Source organism: Bacillus cereus group sp. BfR-BA-01381 (genome assembly GCF_022663555.1).
Taxonomy (GTDB): Bacteria; Bacillota; Bacilli; order Bacillales; family Bacillaceae_G; genus Bacillus_A; species Bacillus_A pacificus.
Genome location: NZ_JAKUFR010000066.1, coordinates 1 through 18,215, shown reverse-complemented (window position 1 = coordinate 18,215; position 18,215 = coordinate 1). Strand labels below are relative to the sequence as shown.

The window sequence follows — 18,215 nt, the reverse complement described above, 5'->3', positions numbered from 1 at the left end:
TGCTGCTATACGCACTAAACATTTCGTATAGAGACATCAACAACATTACAAGCTAAAAAAACCAATTGCTTAAGCAACTGGTTCGCTAAAATTTTCATATGGGATATTCATTCAACCAAAGGAATGCTTGTCTATAATCATCAAAAAACTTTACGGATTCTTTCGTATTGGATTGTTGTAAATAATTCATGATCTCGCCTTCTTCAAGGAGAAAAGCAATTGCCTTACTGTGATTCAAAATCGTTTCATTAAAAAACTTCTCTTTCCATACTTTTTGAACAGAAAAATGATCTGGTATGTAGCCTTTTCTATCTACCAACAATTTGTATTTCCGTCCCTCGGAAATGAATTGCTGACAAACTTGCTCGAAACCATTAAACCATTCATAAACATCATCTGTTTTAATCTTGCCGATAAGACGAGTAACAATTATATCTCCCGAAACTGTTGTTCTAATATTCAGTTTACTCAACCTAAAATCATCTCCCTTAGCTACAATTATGCAGAAATATCTCATAAAATCAACAAGATAAACTGTAACGCATTAAAAAGGGACAGACCCTCCCAACCGAGAAGCCTGTCCCAAAATCGTTCTATTTTTCATTCAAACTAATAGTCGTGAATTAGAATAATGATTTAATACTTGCTAAAACAGTAAGTACACCTACAATAATAACAAATACGTTACTCATTTTCCCTTTGTATTTAGCTAGTACTGGTACTTTTTGAATCGCATACATCGGTAATAGACATAAGATAGCAGCAACTAATGGACCACTTAAAGAATCAATAAGTCCAAGAATACTTGGATTTGTGTAAGCAACAAACCAGCATGATAATACAACAAAAGTAAGAACGATTGTCTTAATTGTTTTTTCTTCAATTACTTTTCCACGTGATTGACCGAACTTAATAATCATGTCACGCATTACTTCAAATGCTCCGATATAATGGCCAAGGAAAGATTTTGTAATAGCCACAAAAGCAATGATTGGAGCGGCAATCGTAATTACAGGTGAATTAAGTTCATTCGCTAGATATGAAAGGATTGATAAGTTTTGCTCTTTTGCCATTTTTAAATCCTCTGGAGTTAAGCTCAGTGCACTACTCCAAACGAAGAACATAACTACAACGAATGTCATGATGTAACAAACTTTTTGTATTTGTGCACATTTCGCATCAGTAGCTTCGATTCCATACGTAGCTCTCTGTTTCACAACAAATGATGAAATCATAGGTGAATGATTAAATGAGAATACGATGATTGGTAGAATCATTAATATCGTTCCAAAATATCCTGTTCCTGTTGAAGCAGTAGAAACAGCTGAAAAGCTAAGCATTGACGTATTCCACTGTGGAATTAAAGATATTGCGATAAATAGTAGAGAAGCTATGAAAGGATACACTAGCATACTCATGACTTTTACAGTAATATCTTGACCAAAATTAAGTATAGCGATAAGACCAAGAACTAATACAAGTGATAAAATAGCCCTTGGAGGTTCTGGCATGTGCAATTGATGCACGATAAAACTACTTGCAGTGTTTGTAAGCGCAACCGAATACATTAGTACGATTGTATAAATTGAACCGAAATATACGATGTTAAAAATGATACTCGCTTTATTTCCAAAATACTCTCTAATTGTACCTGTGATCCCCTCATCAGCAGAATTAGAAGCGTATATCATTTTAGCAAGTGCCCTATGTGAGTAATACATAACTGGATATGCAAGCAATGTAATTAGTAGTAACGATAATAATCCACCTGAACCTGCATTAATCGGTAAAAAGAGCACCCCTGCTCCAATTGCAGTTCCAAATAGACTGAGTGCCCATGTAGTATCCTGCTTATGCCACTTTTTCGGATCTGCATATTGCTCATTTTTTCGTGCGGTATTTTCAGCTTGAACTTCTATTTTCTTTGCAGTATTCCCGTTCATATAATAACTCCCCCTTTTATCTATTCCTGCGGCTCTCTTTATAGCTAACGAATATTTTTCTTTTTCGGAAAATGAATGCCTTACAAGTTGCCCCACATTGTATGTCCTTCATCAAAATGAATCCAAATTAAAACATTCGCTAGATAGCGTCCTAATATAATTGTTAGCGTTAACAAAAAAGTTTACTCGTACTATCCGCTCCTTATATAAAGACCACTTAAGAGAACAATATAGAATAGATTTCATAAATACGTTGCAACATTTCTAATAACAGTGTATTACTTTAATGGTTTCTCTGAATTACTTGTAACAGTAATTTTAGTTAAACCGGCCTCTCTTCATTTATGAGGCATTTCTTTCTCAATTCTATACATCACTTTCATAGCTTCGGCAGCATTTATGGTATTGATTACACAAGCCACTGAAGCACTTTACATACATTTCGCCTCTAACCACACACCTTTCTTACTTATAATCGCATTTTTTATATTTTCTCCAGAGATAATAAAATTTCTCTCGACGCCCTCATTATAACGTGTATATTTATAAAATTAATATTTTTATATTTTCAGAAATATTTAGCGAGCAAAATTTTATATGGATAATATTTTACAGTTCGTACACAACCCTTGTTCCTATCGCTTAAAACTGAATGAATTAGCATAAAACACAGTCATATATTATTTATCCAATTTACTCATTATAAAGATACTTATATTCTCCTTTATCAAAAAAATTCATTTTAATTAAAAAAGATATTCCAATAAATAATTAACGTGGTTAAAAAGAAATATCTTTTTGAATGTACAAAGAAATTTTCAGGATATATATTATCACTATTGCATTCATATACATTTTTAGGAAAAATACTTTTTTAATTCATAGCAATAAGAGGACCGCTAACATTTTACAAAAACTACGCTACACGAAAAAATAAAATGAGCTGCCCCTATCAGGCAGCTCATTGACATAATTATCGTTATGAGGAGTGGGCAAACAAATCAATGCACCGTCATCTTAATTCGAGTTTTTTTAATCCTTCTTCAGAAATATCTCTATGTTTGTAATGAATCGTTTTTACATCATTTCCTTTTATACGAAAAGTAATTGTGTCCTCTCCATAAGGAGGATTGTGTGCACCCTCAAAGGTTTGAATTTGAACAGTTACATAGAAAATAGAGTTTACTTCATATTTTTTTATTTCAAGTATTTTTTCAGAACCTCGATACCAAAGTTTTGGTTCCTTATAATAGTTTTCAACTTCTTTACTTATCGGTTCTAATAAGAGATTCATGACTACTTCTTTTAAAAACTGTTTTGGTACGGGTATTCTGTTAATTTCCTTCCTTTTCACATCTATAATTTTCCAAAAACCGCCACTCTTTTCAACAGTATAAAGAACATTCGTACCGTCTGCTTTCCAAAGATGAAAATAACCTTTATTTCCCTTAATATATAATCTTGGTTCATCAATCCACTCACCTTCTGTTTGGACTATCCCTAGAAACAGTTGAGTAAGTGGCGTTATTTTATAACCTAATTGATTAAAATCACCAAACGAATAAATTTCATAACCGGTTAAATCTATGTCAAAGCCTTTATTTTTTACAATTGCTTGAGTGGGAATACAGGGTAATAAAAAACTCAGAAAACATATGATGCTAATTATTTTTATTTTCATACAACCAATCACCTCTTTTATTAAAATGCAACAAAAGAGATGATATTATTGATTATTGCACGATTCAACCTATTAAAAGCAAATCATGTAATCTCTAAAACCTCTCGTTAACTAGCTCTTTTATCGAGTTTAATTTTGAAGAAAGCTCGATAAACCATTCTTCGTCTCCTGTTAATAATGCAAGGTCTATAAGATAAAGGATTTGCTCCTTATTGATTACCTTTGATTCAGGGAGTTTGTTAACATGTTTACTAAAGAGTAAAATCGCTTCGTTTTTTGTGTACTTGTCGTCGCGTTTCACAATGCTAACTGTAACTACATCTTCCACTTCATCAAGTGATACAATGTAACCAACTATAAATTCGCCCTCATTTGATATTCCACGAACCCAATCTCCCACTTTTAAAACATGATTATTATTTGACAACATACTTTTTCACCTTCTTGTCAATATTTTTTGTAACGATAAACAAGGAATAAAAACGAAATCAAACTGTAATATTTTCCATTACATTTAAATAGTAAGAACTTACGGCTCTATATAACAAGTAAGCCGCTTAACGTTCTTGATTGATAAGATCAACAACTTCTTTCATTGTATAGTTCTTTAAGTATTCACCTAGATGTTCTTCCGCACCTAAGAAAATAGCGAAAAGAACTTTTCGCATGTTTGAACCTACAATACACTGATTATTTGACTCAGGACACTTAGGCTGCAACGCACCTTCAGATGTTATCTGATATATATGCCAAAGGTTAACTTCACTTAAATCTCGAGCAAAAATAAAACCGCCACCAGTCCCTTCTTTCGATTGTATAAACTTATGTTTTTTTAACAAACTTAGCACTTTGCGAATGCGTACTGGGTGAACACCTGCACTTTCTGAAATAGCGTTACTTGTTGACATCCGGTCTGGCTGTAAAGCTAAATAAGTTAAACTGTGTATAGCCAAGGTAAAGTCGCTGCTCATTATTTTCCTCCTACGATCCAAAAAAATTATTTCTCCTATATTCACATATTGTAGCTATAAACATTTCAGATAGATTAGCCAAACGTTAAAATATATAAGAACCACTCTTAGCATAAAGAAATAGATTCCATAACTTCATTTAGCTTTTTAAGTTACAATACATTTAAAGACTCCATTGTTTCTTCACTTGTTCTTCTGCCAACTGTTTAATTTTTTTCCACACTGTATCTTTGCTTACAATAACATTTGTTTGATAATTTCTATCGTTATAATTAACTGTAACACATACTTCAATCATCTTCTGCTTCCTCCTTTCAAAAAACTTTTCTTAAAAAATATTACTTATTAATTAGCCAACTTTTGCAGTTCAATATTTAAAAATGTTCGGACGCTACGTGGTAAAAATTTGCGAATTTCTTCTTCGTTAAAACCAATCTGTAATCTTTTCTCATCCAGCATAATTGGACGACGCAACATTAGCGGATGCTCAATGATTAATGTATAAAATTCATTCAGCGAAAGTTCATCTATATTTATATTTAAGTCTTGAAAAGTTTTGGATCTAGTTGAAATAATTTCAGTAGCACCCTCTTCCGTTAAACGAAGAATGGATTTAAGTTCATCCACTGTCATAGAGTTGGATACGATATTTTTTTCAGTATAATCAATTTGATTCTCCTCCAGCCATGCTTTTGCTTTTCGACATGAACTACAGCTTGCTGTTGTATATAAAACCACCATATTTCACTCACTCCTTTAATGTTTTTTATGAAATGCACATTTTAAATATCGGTTATCGAAATGTATTAAAAAAAATTACAGTTTAGAATCAAATTCACGTAATGTTAGTTATTCAGCAATGTTTTATTTATCTCTATTATTCATTTCTTTTAAAATGCTTCTTCTATACATTTGTTGAAACTACATTTTACAGACGATGACAACTCACTTCTAAAAATCTTACTGTAATTTTAAACCTTACAGTTCAATTAATCAAATGTTAAGTCTTGGAGTAATTAATCATTTTTTTATGTGAATTTCCCCCATAGCGTTATTGAAGACACAAAAATAGGTTAAGGCAATACGTGCCCCAACCTATTTTTTATGCCTCTTTATAACTTTTTGCAGTAATAACTGTTTCAAATTCAAAGGTTTCTGGCAGGTGATCAGCATAAGAGTATTCAAAAGTTCGTCCATCCGTTAAATAGGCCACCTGCTCCACTCTCATTAGAAAATCTTGATTTGTTAAGTTCATAAACTGCTTTTCCCTATCATCTGGGCGAATTCCTTTGACTCTAACAACAGATGTTCCCACTTTAAGACCTAGTTTATTTTGAATGTATGAGTAGATCGACTCCTCTAAAACCGAAGCTTCAACACCTGGAATGACCGAAATAGGCATCCATGTATGCTCCATAATCGTTGGGATACTGTGAATGATACGAAGGCGAATGATTTTATATACGAAATCCCCTACTGAAATGCCCAATTTTTCAGCAATGATTTCCTCAGCTCCGACAATCGTAAACTCGATAATTTTACTTTCTACCTCGCTGCCATAAACAGCTTTCGTACCTGTTAAAGTTTGAATCATTCGTGCCTTTTCCTGTTGACGCCAATCTTGAACGACTGTTCCACTTCCGCGCCGACGGATGATGTATCCGTCTCTAACTAACAGATCCAGCGCTTTTTTTATTGTCAGGACTGAAACGCCAAATTCTTCAGCAAGTATAGGACTACTTGGAATTTTTTCGTTGATTTTATATTCGCCATCTAAAATTTGCTGTTTCATTTTTTGATAAATGCCGAGGTATTTTACTTGTGTTGATCCGCTTGCCATTTCCATACCTCCTTTATGCTGTATTCCCTCTTCTATTCATTCAAATGTAAAGCCTCCAGTTTGTAAACTGAAGGTGATGGCGCAGCGAATCCATTTTCTAAAATTTCAATATTCGTTATTGCTTCTTCGTCTTTCACAAGCTTTGGTGCACCATTTACAATTGTTTCATACGCTGCATCATAGAAACGACCGTAATCACCAAGCGGCGTTTTAATTTGTTTTTCAATCCAATCACCGTTTGCATTGCGATATTTAGCAACCCCATAGTACATCGGCGAATCTTCACCAAATCCTGCACTCTCAGGCATAATACCCGCTTTCAGATCATTTTCCTGCTGGTCTTCACCATATTTAATAAACGATCCATTTGTCCCATGAACGATAAAACGCGGATAATCTTTCGCTACAACATGGTTCGTTTTTAGTTTAATTTTCAGCTTATTTCCGTAATGTAGACCAACATCAAAATAATTATCAACCGCACCTTCCACTTCATTATTACGAATATCGTATGTCACCGTATCTGGACGGCCAAATAGTGAAATCATACGGTCCATCGTATGAATACCTAAACTATAAAATGAGCCTTCTTCTTTTGGAGCTTCATGAGTGATTGAACCAGGACGGAAATAATCAATATGTGATTCAATCTCGACAATATCACCAAGGAATCCTTGTTCCACAACTTGCTTCACTGCTAAAAAATCACCATCAAAACGACGGTTTTGGTAAGGCATAACTACTACACCTTTCTCTCGTCCTAAAGCTAACAATTCTTTCGCATGTTCTACTGTATCGCAAAATGGTTTTTCAACGATAACTGATTTTCCCGCAAGTATAACTTTTTTCGCGAATTCATAATGCGTATGTGCGGGCGTACATACCGTCACTACTTGAATTTCTTTATCATTCAATAATTCATCCAAATCAGTAGTAAAACTAACACCTTTTTCCTCATATGGAGCTGCTAATTCTTCATTTATTTGACGTACAAAAATCGTTTTTATTTTTATATTATTACGTGTGTTTACATAAGGTAAGTGATAGCGGTTAGCTGACTTTCCAAATCCAATAAAGCCCATTGTTAATGTCATGTTCTTCAACTTCCTTGCTCATAAATTTTCGTTTCTATATTTATTATATAGTTTAGTTATAAAAAGTATATAGTTTTTGATTTATAAATTATATATTAAATAAAAAAATTCAGGTTAAAAAGGAGCATAACAAATATGGCACACACTACTACATCTATGGAAATTTTCGGTTCACCTGAACAAGTATGGCAATTAATTGGAGGATTCAACTCCCTTCCAGACTGGTTACCTTATATACCTAGCAGTAAATTAACTGAAGGCGGTCGTGTACGTCACCTAGCTAATCCAGATGGTGATACGATTATAGAACGTTTAGAAGTATTCAATGATAAGGAACGGTACTACACGTATTCAATCATGAATTCACCATTCCCAGTCACTAATTATGAGTCCACAATCCGGGTTAAAGAAGGTGTTGAAAGTAAAACATCATTAGTAGAGTGGTTTGGTACGTTCACTCCTGTTGAGGTTAGTGATGAAGAGGCAATAAATCTGTTTCATGGTATTTACAGTGATGGACTGAAAGCATTGCAACAAGCATTTTTAGATTGAACTACTAAAAAACAACGAAAAGCAAAGCGATATCGCTTTGCTTTTTTATAAAATCCCTTTTAACTTTTCACCAATCAACTTCGATACATACTCATAGCCTTCTATCCCAAAGTGCAAACCATCTTTTTCATCATTTTCTACAAACCTTTTATAATCACGTTCTTGAATCATTTCAGCATACAAATTTAGAAAGTGACTTCCCGTTTCTTTCGCCACTTTCTCTACCACGTCTGCATACTGACCGAGCACTTTATTTGTTCTATTGTGCTGTCTTTCCTCATCAACTGGCGCGGGACTAATAAGCAGTACTTTATCTGACGAAATCCGCTTCACAATCTTCTCTAAGTTTTCTTTATATACTTGTAATGATTCTTGTGAAAAAGAAACTGCATCATTCGTGCCAAGAAAAACTGTTACGAAATCTGGTTTATGTGATAATACATCTTCTTCAATTCTATGTAACGCATCGAACGTATTATCACCCGGAACCCCCGCATTTACCACCTTCCAATTCGGAAACATCTCTTGCAAACGCGGTGTTAACCTCGGCGTTCCATCAAAAAACGTTTCATCAGCTGTAATACTATCACCGAAGCATACTAACGTATTCATAAAGTCTAACTCTCCTTTTACGTATGAAATAACTTTCCTTCTACCGCCTTCATATATCTTTCAGCAGAACGTTCCACTGCCTCATTTGCATTTTCTTTTACTACACGATGAAAAGCGTTGTATAAACGATTAAATTGTAACGGCTTTACTCGATTCACCATTTCTTCCACTTTTCTCGCTGGTAATGGAATTAAGTTTGGATAGCTGTACATAAAGCTTACCCATCGCTCATCTGCTACAACTTGTATAATATCGCCTGTTAACAAAATTCCTTTTCCGTCATTACCTTCTTCCCAATGTAAGACAGATCCTCCTTTAAAATGACCACCTAAACGATGAATGACCAATCCATCCGCTAATTGTAAAGACTCACCAGACCAATAAATAATACGACTACTCGGGCGCATCACCCACTCTTTATCATCTTCATGTATGTAAATTGGTACATCAAATGTCTCTGCCCATTCTACTTGCGTTGAATAATAATGAGGATGAGACAATGCAATCGCATCTAATCCGCCAAGCTCTTTTATTTTCGTAATTGTCATTTCATCTAAATAAGTAATGCAGTCCCACAGTAAACGATATGACTCTGTTTTCACTACATATGCCGTTTGACCGATCGCAAACCCTGGTTTTGTCGTAATACTATAAAGCTCATTTTCCTCTTCGATTATTTCATTTTTATATGTATCACCTGTTTGTAAGCTTTCTAGCGTCGTCCAAGACTGTCCTTTCGGATTCACATATTGCCTTTCTTCATCACAAATATGACAACTCACCGGTTCTTCTACACTCGCTGCATACTGCACACCACACGTTGTACAAACATAATTTTTCATGATCATTTCCCCTATCCCTATATTTTTATTAAGCTGATTTTTTATTTTCAATTAATAAAATGATAATGGAATTACAGTAAATCCTTTTCCGTCTCTGAAACGTTCATTTCACGATCCCCCAAAAATATTTGTGCTATAAAGCAGCTTCAACCTCATCCATCCAATAACGCCAAGCTGCTAAATAACCTTCTAAATCTTTCGGGTGGTGCCGTAAACACGTATCTATACGCAAATATAATCCTATAACTATTTCTTCATATAAATCACGGTCTTTTCTATGAAATACACACTGCTTCATCGCATAATGAATCGTTTCTTTTGTTAAATCTTCCGGGGTGGAACAAAACGCATAAATTAAATCGTATATAGGATCTCCTAACACTGGCAAGGGATCAATTACACCGTGCAGCTTATTCTCTTGAAATATAAAGTTATGAAATCCAAGATCACCATGTAATAAAAATGGCTGCTCTACTCCAGCGTCCCTATTTGCTAACTTAAGAACCGTTCTATACTCTTCTTCACTTATGTAACGTTTTACATTTTCATGAGTTTCCATCACATTTGTCGTTAAAAATTCATTCCAAGATTGAACCGGATTTTCTTTCCATCCCCAGCCATCTACATCTGAAACTCTTTCATACTTATTAATAACTTCTTTTACAAGTGTACGAAGCGTAATTCGTTTATCCCCTTGTTCACAAGAAGTACTACCTTCAAGAAAAGAATACACAATATACTTATGGAAAGGTTCATTATACAAAAGCTTCGAAAACAACGTATTCCCCTCATAAAAAGAAAGAAAATTAGCTTCTTCACGTATTATTTCCGCTTCATTCAGCTTTACAACATATTCTTCATCCAGCAAATACACTGTACTTGTCGTTCCTCCGTTTAACACTTTTATGCTATTTGGATCATGTGAAATCACTTTCTCCTTAACTAGTTGTGCAGCGATTACTGAAATGTCCATTCCCTCACCCTTTAATCCCGAAGATTCCATCAATTCAAAAGACAACTTTACTATTATTTGACAAACACAAAGGAATTCCTCCTAAAAATCTTAATATAACAAAAAAACATTTACTTTTATATTTCAAAAATAAGGAAATACTAACAAAAACGTTACATACATATAGGAGGACAATATGAAACCTGAATTTTTAAAAGCTGTACATGATGCCATTGGAAATGTCGAACACATTCATATAGAAGAAAGCGGTGCTGACAGCTTACTTATCCATCATGATGATGCACAGCAGTTACAACAAGTCGCTAAAACGTTAGAAAACAACAATTTCCGCTCTGCTTTAAGAACAACTGGCGATGCTTCGTATATTGAAGTATTGAACAGATAATGAAAGTCCGGATGTATGCCGGGCTTTCTTTTTTATATTGAAACTTCAAATTCTTTCACATACACCGCTGTTCCAGCAATATCAATTTGTAAATTCGCATTCCCTTCAGCTTTCGTTACATACACCGTTACACGATCATCTTTATGTATTTCCTGTCCTTGTTCAACAATTAACTCCATTTCATGGTCAAAATCTTTTTCCAAATACATCGCATAATACGCCCCCATTACACCTGAAGCTGTTCCTGTCACTGGATCTTCTATCGTTCCAGCATAAGCCGATGAGAAATGACGTCCATGCATTTGTGCCTGTTCATCATAAGTTTCTAGACAAATTGGGTGAATAGAAGCATTAGGTATTTCTTTTAATACTGATGGAAATGCAGCATTATTAGGGTTCATTCTCTCACACGCATCTAGATTTTTAATCGGTACAATTACAGTCCAATTACCAGTACTTCCATATACAATCGGTAAACTTACATCTAAATCATTTACTTCTAAACCGATACTATGAGCTAATTCTTCTTTTGAACCTGTAAATTCTTTAAACTGAGGTGCTGCCTGCCTCATTTTAATAAAGGTTTCTCCATTTTCATTTACACCTATTTGTATCGGTAAAATCCCAGCCTTCGTTTCAATCGTAAGGTTACTTTTCTCTTCTAATAAACCTTTTTCGCGCAAGGCATATAGCGTCCCTACTGTCCCATGACCACATAAATCCATTTCAAAACCAGGTGTAAAGTAGCGCATTCTTATATCTCCTACTTCTGAGGAAAGAACAAAAGTTGTTTCATTATATCCAACTTTTTCAGCAATAATTTGCATTTCCTCTTCCGTTAATCCATCTGCCTCTAATACAATACCTGCTGGATTCCCCATATTCGGTTTATTCGTAAATGCGTCATAATGAAATACATTTATAGTCTTCATTTTCTTTTCCCCTAACCCTCATTAAAAATTTTATAATAAAGCTCTATCTCCGTTTTCAACGAACAATGATTTCTCCAAAATATCCTCTGCATCTTTTCATTCGATGTATGCGTGCTTCCGATGTAATAAGTAGCCCCCATTTCCTTTAACATATGCAACGATTGAAGGTGCAACCGAGAAGCAATTCCTTTCCCGCGATAATAAGGCATTACCCCAAAGTAAAATAATCGTCCTTCACTTTCTGTTCCAGTTTCTATATGGGGTATAGACATACCAATCGGCTCATTTTTATCATAAAAAACAATACATGACTTTTCCCAGCCCTTACCTAACTCTGTTTGCACTGAATAAAAATGCTCATCGATAGTTAAAATTGAAGTTTGATTCCCTGAACCCGACATACATTGTTCCCAAATATATTTAAAATCTTTTTCCGATAACGTTCCTTCTGCTATTGATCGATATGTATATTGTCTTTCAAGCTCTTCTACATTGTTCAATTCTCTACATACTTCTATCTTTGCGGCATACAAAGAAAAACCGGCATCAAGTAAAACTTTTGCGCTTGAGTTATAACTACTAAACCTTTTGTTTAATACAATACTCACTCTTTTTAACTCCCAATTAAAACAAACCTCTTCAAATCTACTTATCTTTTCTTTATATGTTTGTACGCTATACAAAACGTCTTCTTCGATTTCTTCAATCGTTACTGCATTTGGTAAGCCATTTAATACTTTTTTTGAAGGACCAAATAAACTTTGAACAACTGTAAGGTCGTACTTCACCACTTCAATTCCCCCACACCCGGCTCAATAAACTTACCTGAAGTATCCACATTTGAATCGATTACCCAATCATATATATTTTTTGCTCCTTCAGCCGGAGTCATATTCGCATCAAAAGCACCAATATCAGTTTTTAATTTTCCTGGGTGAATAGCAGTTACACGAATTCCTTTATCCTCAAACTCTTGTTGTAAGCAGAGCGTTAACATATTTTGTGCAGCTTTAGCAATTCGATAGGAATAGGAAAACTGACCTTGCGAAAACTCTTTGTTCGCCATTTTATGTAATGAACCTAATCGAGAGGACACATTTATTATTCTCGGATGATCCGATTTCTCTAAAGCTACATATGTACCTTTTACAGCTCGAATTACACCTAAACAATGAATATTAAATAAGTCCGTTAACTCTTCTGAATTTGTATGTAAAATCTCAGTCTCCTTCCCAGTAATTCCTGCGTTATTGATAACTAAATCTATATACTCTGTATATTCCGCAAGCTGGCTTTTAATTTGCTCCGTACTCTCATCAACCGATAAGTCTGCCAATATAGGAAAACATCTGCAACTAAACATTTTCTTCAATTGTGTTAACGCAACCTCAGTTCTAACTAACGGATAAACAATATGTCCATTTTCATGAAACACTTTTACTAACTGTAACCCTAATCCGCGATTTCCACCTGTAATTAAAACTCTCATATATTCATCTCCTTATTTTTAAAATAAATAAGAAAATCCACCCACTTACCATTCTCTAATGAAAATGCCTCTCTCTTACATTCAAATGAAAAACCCGCTCTTTCCGCAAGACGAACGGATGGCTCATTATCAACACGTATATGTAATTCAATTCTATGAAAATGAAGACGATTAAAAAATAACGGTAACGCAGCTTTTACACTTTCTGCCCCATATCCATTTTTCCAATATTGATTATGAATAGAGTAGCCCATCATTGCCCACTGATAATCCATACGTAAAATCTTTATAAGTTCTAGCTTTCCAATATTAGCCCCGTCTTCTTTACGAAAAATTCCTAATACATACATTTCATCTCGATGTGCTGCTTCATCAAAACCTCTTATCCATTCCGTGAACCATTCTTTCGTTGATGATGCCATAACTTGATAACCATCGTCATATGTATACTGCGATGGTAACCTCTTATGAAATCCATCTAACCAATTTTCATAATCATCATTTTGGAACGGACGAATCATAAGTCTCTCTGTCTCTACCTGTAATAGCGGAAGCTTCATTTACATCTCTTCCCTTAATTAATATTTGAATATTCTTTATTATCTTACACAAAATACAAAATCTAGTAAATTATTATGTTCTTGATAAACAAGATTCTATTAAAATACAAAAGGAAACCCTGTTCTGAAGGGTTTCCTTTTGTCATCACACTACCAAACTTATCTGTGATTTAAAACCTTGTATTCTGTCTTTAATATTCCATACACATCAACATCTTCATATGTATTTAATAAAAGTCTATTTTGTCTCAATGTGCCTTCTTTACGTAAGCCCGATTTCTCTAACACCTTAATCGATGATCGGTTTCTAGAAATGGCAGATGCCCAAATTTTATTTAAACCTAATTCGATAAAGCCAAATTGAATCATCCTGTTTACAGCCTCAGTTGCAAAACCCTTTCCCCAATAATTCTTACCAATCCAATAACCAAGTTCACCTCTATTGTTACCCTTGTCAATTCTTAATGTAATTGTACCTACAATTTCTCTTGATTCTTTAGAGACAATTCCTAAAGGATATTCGATTCCTTTCCTTATAAGTTCTGGTTGCATATCAACCCAATCTTGCGCGAACTCCAATTTATATGGGTGCGGAAGCCCAAGAATATTAGCTAATTCCTTATCATTAGCCAATTCTCTAATTCTACATACATCATCATTGGTAAAAGGTTCTATACATAAATGCTCAGTTTCTAATTTTATAGCCATTATTTCTCCCCCTTGTACTGAAATCAATTAACTTCCTTTAATTTCAATATTATACTAAAAAACACAAAAATTTTTAAACATTCACAATACCCATCAACAGAATCATAAACAAAAATCCAGTTATGCTTTATACATAACTGGATTCCTCATCACCTAATCGTTTTTTATTTTACAAGTACACCTTCTCTTAATTCCCTCTTCAACACTTTCCCTAAAGCATTTTTCGGTAATTTGTCCATAAATACAACTTCTGGTATTTTATAACTTGCTAGCTTTTCTTTACAATGCTGTATAATTTCTTCTTCCGTTAAAGATGTTTGCATATCTTTTACAATATACGCAGTCGGAACCTCTCCCCAAAAGTCATCTGGAACTCCAACTACTGCAACTTCTAAAACACCATGTATTTCATGAATAACATCTTCTACTTGATCTGGATAGACGTTATCACCACCGCGTATGATAACGTCTTTATATCTTCCCATAATATGCAGGAATCCATCGTCATCTATCATGCCAGCATCGCCCATGTTAAACCAATTATCTTTTACTACTTTCTTTGTCGCCTTTTCATTATTCCAATACCCTTTAAACATATATGGACTTCTTACATGAATCTCCCCAACTTCATTTGTTGTTAGTTCATGTCCTGTTTCTGGATGAACAATTTTCACCTCTACATGTTTCAAGGTTTTCCCTACAGAAGACATCTTTTCTTTCCCCATCATTGGATGCCATGAAGTTACAACCCAACCTTCTGTACTACCATAGCCTTGCACCATATATATTCCTTTTTCCATATATTTTTGGATGAGTGTTTCTGGCACTTTTGTTCCACCGCTTTGTGCTACTTTAAAAGTTGAAATGTTTCGTTCCTTTTTATTTAGTTCATCAAGCATATAACTATAAACAGCTGGGAATGCAAGCATCGTCGTAATTTTCTCTTCTTCAATCTTATCCCAAATAAGAGTAGGATTCGAATCAGCTAAGAAAATCATCGTAACACCGTGATAAATGCAATTTAAAATAGAAAGCACGCCACTCATATGGAACAATGGATGCACGGATAAAAAGCGTTCTCCTGCCGGAATTTCTCTTTGTCCTGCAATCTCTGCAAAATAATGATGTAAGTTTTTATGTCCAATTACACATGCTTTTGCTTGTCCAGTCGTTCCTGAAGTAAATAAGTAAATTGCATCATCATCTTCATGAACTTCTACGTTCGGCTCTGTACTTGGCTGTTCTTGTAATGTTAATTCAAATGAACCAAAGCCTTCTTTTGTCGTTTGAATTACATAAGGAATTTCTTTAACAGCATCAATCTTTAAAGCTTCATGGAATTCTTCATCAATAACTAACACTTTTAATTTTGCTTCTTTTACAATCGTTTTTAATTCATACGCAGTAAGCTGATGGTTTAGCGGAATACATACAGCCCCAATTTTTAAACTTGCCATCATAACGCTTGGAAACGGATGATTATTTTTGCATAATATTCCAATACGATCTCCTCTTTGTACACCGCTTTGTAACAAATAGTGTGCAAGCTGATTTACTCGTTCATTGTACTGCTGAAACGAATACCTTTCCCCTCCCCCTACAAGCGCTTCCAAATTTGGTGATTGCATTGCTCTTTTTTGTAATAATTTTTGCATCGTTCTCAAGTAAAACTCCCCTTTATATATGTTAGGTTTTTTATTTTACCAGATTAATTATTAATTTACTAAAGATTACACTTAGTGAATATAATTTTTATAAAAATAGCCATCTACTTAACAAGTAAATGGCTATTCCCTCTTATATATTAGAATACTCCTTATTCATCACATATCGTACATACTCCGGTGCGCTTTTATCAATCTCTTCATCACTTAATTTATATTCAGCACCGTATAAATAAAACGAAGGTATAAATTTCATATCTGTATATAAGCATGTAGCTTGAAATGGTTTTGTTAACTCATCCATCGTGATCCCACTATTTTCATAGTCTTTTTCTAATCCACCTATCGAAATAGCTACACCAAATTCTTTCCCCTTCACTTTATCTCCTTTTGATCCGTAAGCAAATCCATATGTTAATACATCGTCAAACCATTTTTTTAATAATGGTGGTGAGCTGTACCAGTATAGCGGAAATTGAAATATATATCGGTCGTGTTCTACTAACAACTTTTGTTCCTCTTCCACATTAAACTCCCAATTCGGTGCCGCTTTATATAATTCATGCACCGTAATTTCATCCGAATATTTCTCAAGTTCTTCAATCCATCTTTTATTAATTTTTGATTTTTCAATATCAGGATGTGCTACAATTACAAGTGTTTTCATCATCTTCCATCCCCTTTATAAATTATTCAACCCTTTACGTATTAGTATGAATGAGTCACATATAATTGAAAAGTACGTACTTTAAAGTGCTATAGGAACCTTAAAGTACCTGTGGAGGTGTTATATGAATCAAAATGATGACTGCCCAATTGCAACGACACTCGATGTAATCGGCGGAAAATGGAAAGTTCATATTTTATGTGTGTTAATGGATGGAAAAATGCGAACAAATGAAATCCGGCGAGAAATCCCAAACATTGCGCAAAAAGTTCTGACTCAACAACTTCGGCAACTGGAGGCTGATGGGATTATCCATCGTACTGTATATCAAGAAGTACCACCAAAGGTTGAGTACACAATAAGCGAATACGGGAAATCTTTAATGCAAATTATGAATGAACTATTTGAGTGGGGAAAAGATCATCAAATGAAAAGATTACATGACTAAAAAAACTACCAACTTATTTACATACTGGTGGGAACGGCACATCACTATCAAGCTAACAAAAAGACCTTAATAAAAAACTTTCATGTTTATAGTCCATTTAAGAATTAGCTTGATAGTGATACGGCAAGACCCAAATAAAGAAGTATATGAAACAAATTAACAACAACGCACGGCTGATGTTAATAAGAAAATTATAGTCGCTGAATGTCTTTCTTACTTCATTTTGAAGTTTAAACAATTATCCATTAAGCCAAGCTTAATAATATCGCTTTTGTACGATTATCCGTTACTTCATAATAAATTTCTAACCCTTTTCGAGTACCTGTAACGACTTTAGTAGCTTTTAGTTTAGATAAATGTTGACTAATTGTACTTTGAGGCATTTGTAACATTTCATACATTGTCGTTACGTTAATAGGACCTTTTGCAACCATTATTTTTACTAATGATAAACGGACAGGATGTGCTAATACCTTCAATACTTCAGTGATTTCTTCATACATTTCTTTCATATTTTTTCTCCCCTTTTACATAAATATTAATGATATCCATATATATAATTCGAAAAGATATACGATTTTGTGTCCGTCATTTTAAAAAATTTAAAAAATCTTTTCAGATGGAAAGAATCCCTCCTCTGTTCAATATTCTATAAAGTGAAACTTTAATCAGTGGGGGTTTTCTTCATCCCCCACTGATTATTAGTTGAACCAATCGGGCTTTTATGGGCAGTTGATCCCCACTTTACTTCTTTGCTTTCGCTGAATTTTGAGGTAGGGGTCTTACTGCCCATTAAAGCGGGATACATTTTTCTTTTACTCGATATTATATGGTAAGAACTTTCCTTACTGCGA

24 protein-coding genes are annotated in these 18,215 nt (G+C 34.2%); 3 read left to right on the top strand and 21 right to left on the bottom strand.

Annotated features, from left to right (window positions below):
- Window positions 1-94 precede the first annotated feature (94 nt).
- The 9 genes from MR079_RS20270 to MR079_RS20230 form a co-directional block, all read right to left on the bottom strand.
- Window positions 95-517, bottom strand: coding sequence for an STAS/SEC14 domain-containing protein (locus MR079_RS20270; RefSeq protein ID WP_080120838.1), 423 nt, complete (start codon window positions 515-517; stop codon window positions 95-97).
- A gap of 106 nt (window positions 518-623) precedes the next feature.
- The gene (locus tag MR079_RS20265; RefSeq protein WP_001014187.1) at window positions 624-1,943 is read right to left on the bottom strand and encodes an aromatic amino acid transport family protein; all 1,320 of its coding nucleotides are present in this window, start codon (window positions 1,941-1,943) and stop codon (window positions 624-626) included.
- Between the two features lie 1,012 nt (window positions 1,944-2,955).
- Window positions 2,956-3,624 (bottom strand): DUF3888 domain-containing protein, encoded by a 669-nt coding sequence (locus MR079_RS20260; protein WP_242294505.1) that lies wholly within the window; start codon window positions 3,622-3,624, stop codon window positions 2,956-2,958.
- 94 nt (window positions 3,625-3,718) lie between these two features.
- Window positions 3,719-4,054, bottom strand: coding sequence for an IDEAL domain-containing protein (locus MR079_RS20255; RefSeq protein ID WP_000950600.1), 336 nt, complete (start codon window positions 4,052-4,054; stop codon window positions 3,719-3,721).
- Between the two features lie 127 nt (window positions 4,055-4,181).
- Complete coding sequence (gene saiR, locus MR079_RS20250) at window positions 4,182-4,595, bottom strand: Rrf2-family transcriptional regulator SaiR (protein WP_000093222.1); 414 nt, start codon at window positions 4,593-4,595, stop codon at window positions 4,182-4,184.
- Between the two features lie 163 nt (window positions 4,596-4,758).
- Complete coding sequence (locus MR079_RS20245) at window positions 4,759-4,893, bottom strand: BA3454 family stress response protein (protein WP_000573534.1); 135 nt, start codon at window positions 4,891-4,893, stop codon at window positions 4,759-4,761.
- Window positions 4,894-4,940: 47 nt separating this feature from the next.
- Window positions 4,941-5,336, bottom strand: a complete 396-nt coding sequence (gene spxA, locus MR079_RS20240; protein ID WP_000261188.1) for a transcriptional regulator SpxA — start codon at window positions 5,334-5,336, stop codon at window positions 4,941-4,943.
- A 361-nt stretch (window positions 5,337-5,697) separates the two neighbouring features.
- The gene (locus tag MR079_RS20235) at window positions 5,698-6,435 is read right to left on the bottom strand and encodes a GntR family transcriptional regulator (RefSeq protein WP_139866198.1); all 738 of its coding nucleotides are present in this window, start codon (window positions 6,433-6,435) and stop codon (window positions 5,698-5,700) included.
- Window positions 6,436-6,467: 32 nt separating this feature from the next.
- Window positions 6,468-7,529, bottom strand: coding sequence for an oxidoreductase (locus MR079_RS20230; RefSeq protein ID WP_000176632.1), 1,062 nt, complete (start codon window positions 7,527-7,529; stop codon window positions 6,468-6,470).
- A 135-nt stretch (window positions 7,530-7,664) separates the two neighbouring features.
- Between MR079_RS20230 and MR079_RS20225 the strand changes: the two genes are divergently transcribed.
- Window positions 7,665-8,081, top strand: a complete 417-nt coding sequence (locus MR079_RS20225; RefSeq protein WP_229135914.1) for an SRPBCC family protein — start codon at window positions 7,665-7,667, stop codon at window positions 8,079-8,081.
- A gap of 45 nt (window positions 8,082-8,126) precedes the next feature.
- Here MR079_RS20225 and MR079_RS20220 read toward each other — a convergent pair whose 3' ends face one another.
- The 3 genes from MR079_RS20220 to MR079_RS20210 all read right to left on the bottom strand — a co-directional run bounded on the left by MR079_RS20220 (window position 8,127) and on the right by MR079_RS20210 (window position 10,508).
- A complete protein-coding gene (locus tag MR079_RS20220; protein WP_229135915.1) occupies window positions 8,127-8,693 on the bottom strand; it encodes an SGNH/GDSL hydrolase family protein in 567 nt (188 codons plus the stop codon).
- 17 nt (window positions 8,694-8,710) lie between these two features.
- Entirely contained in the window at window positions 8,711-9,535 is an 825-nt protein-coding gene (locus tag MR079_RS20215) for an MBL fold metallo-hydrolase (RefSeq protein ID WP_074567533.1), read from the bottom strand.
- A 133-nt stretch (window positions 9,536-9,668) separates the two neighbouring features.
- On the bottom strand, window positions 9,669-10,508 hold the full coding sequence (locus tag MR079_RS20210) for an aminoglycoside phosphotransferase family protein (RefSeq protein ID WP_242294504.1): 840 nt from the start codon (window positions 10,506-10,508) through the stop codon (window positions 9,669-9,671).
- A 175-nt stretch (window positions 10,509-10,683) separates the two neighbouring features.
- Here MR079_RS20210 and MR079_RS20205 point away from each other — a divergent pair, with 175 nt between their 5' ends.
- Complete coding sequence (locus MR079_RS20205; RefSeq protein ID WP_000801653.1) at window positions 10,684-10,893, top strand: hypothetical protein; 210 nt, start codon at window positions 10,684-10,686, stop codon at window positions 10,891-10,893.
- Window positions 10,894-10,925: 32 nt separating this feature from the next.
- On the opposite strand, the gene MR079_RS20200 is transcribed toward MR079_RS20205, so the two are convergent.
- From MR079_RS20200 to MR079_RS20170, 7 genes are all read right to left on the bottom strand, one after another.
- Window positions 10,926-11,825: a PhzF family phenazine biosynthesis isomerase gene (locus tag MR079_RS20200; RefSeq protein WP_242294503.1), complete on the bottom strand. Its 900-nt coding sequence runs from the start codon at window positions 11,823-11,825 to the stop codon at window positions 10,926-10,928.
- 11 nt (window positions 11,826-11,836) lie between these two features.
- A complete protein-coding gene (locus tag MR079_RS20195) occupies window positions 11,837-12,613 on the bottom strand; it encodes a GNAT family N-acetyltransferase (protein ID WP_242294509.1) in 777 nt (258 codons plus the stop codon).
- Window positions 12,610-13,314: an SDR family NAD(P)-dependent oxidoreductase gene (locus MR079_RS20190; protein ID WP_242294502.1), complete on the bottom strand. Its 705-nt coding sequence runs from the start codon at window positions 13,312-13,314 to the stop codon at window positions 12,610-12,612. Before MR079_RS20190 ends, MR079_RS20195 begins: the two co-directional genes overlap by 4 nt.
- On the bottom strand, window positions 13,311-13,874 hold the full coding sequence (locus tag MR079_RS20185; RefSeq protein WP_139866204.1) for a GNAT family N-acetyltransferase: 564 nt from the start codon (window positions 13,872-13,874) through the stop codon (window positions 13,311-13,313). The genes MR079_RS20190 and MR079_RS20185 overlap by 4 nt, the downstream gene beginning before the upstream one ends.
- Window positions 13,875-14,033: 159 nt before the next feature.
- Window positions 14,034-14,582, bottom strand: coding sequence for a GNAT family N-acetyltransferase (locus MR079_RS20180; protein WP_139866205.1), 549 nt, complete (start codon window positions 14,580-14,582; stop codon window positions 14,034-14,036).
- 164 nt (window positions 14,583-14,746) lie between these two features.
- Window positions 14,747-16,246, bottom strand: a complete 1,500-nt coding sequence (locus MR079_RS20175) for a class I adenylate-forming enzyme family protein (RefSeq protein WP_242294501.1) — start codon at window positions 16,244-16,246, stop codon at window positions 14,747-14,749.
- Window positions 16,247-16,379: 133 nt separating this feature from the next.
- Window positions 16,380-16,913, bottom strand: coding sequence for an NAD(P)H-dependent oxidoreductase (locus tag MR079_RS20170; protein ID WP_029141166.1), 534 nt, complete (start codon window positions 16,911-16,913; stop codon window positions 16,380-16,382).
- A 124-nt stretch (window positions 16,914-17,037) separates the two neighbouring features.
- On the opposite strand from MR079_RS20170, the gene MR079_RS20165 reads away from it, so the two are divergent.
- Window positions 17,038-17,361: a winged helix-turn-helix transcriptional regulator gene (locus MR079_RS20165; protein ID WP_139866207.1), complete on the top strand. Its 324-nt coding sequence runs from the start codon at window positions 17,038-17,040 to the stop codon at window positions 17,359-17,361.
- Between the two features lie 245 nt (window positions 17,362-17,606).
- On the opposite strand, the gene MR079_RS20160 is transcribed toward MR079_RS20165, so the two are convergent.
- Together MR079_RS20160 and MR079_RS20155 are read right to left on the bottom strand one after the other, a co-directional pair.
- Window positions 17,607-17,873 carry an ArsR/SmtB family transcription factor gene (locus tag MR079_RS20160; protein ID WP_000661864.1) on the bottom strand — a complete coding sequence of 89 codons (267 nt, stop codon included), beginning with the start codon at window positions 17,871-17,873 and terminating at the stop codon, window positions 17,607-17,609.
- 152 nt (window positions 17,874-18,025) lie between these two features.
- Window positions 18,026-18,215, bottom strand: a 190-nt coding sequence (locus MR079_RS20155; protein WP_242294500.1) for a hypothetical protein, incomplete at its 5' end; no start/stop codon positions are given.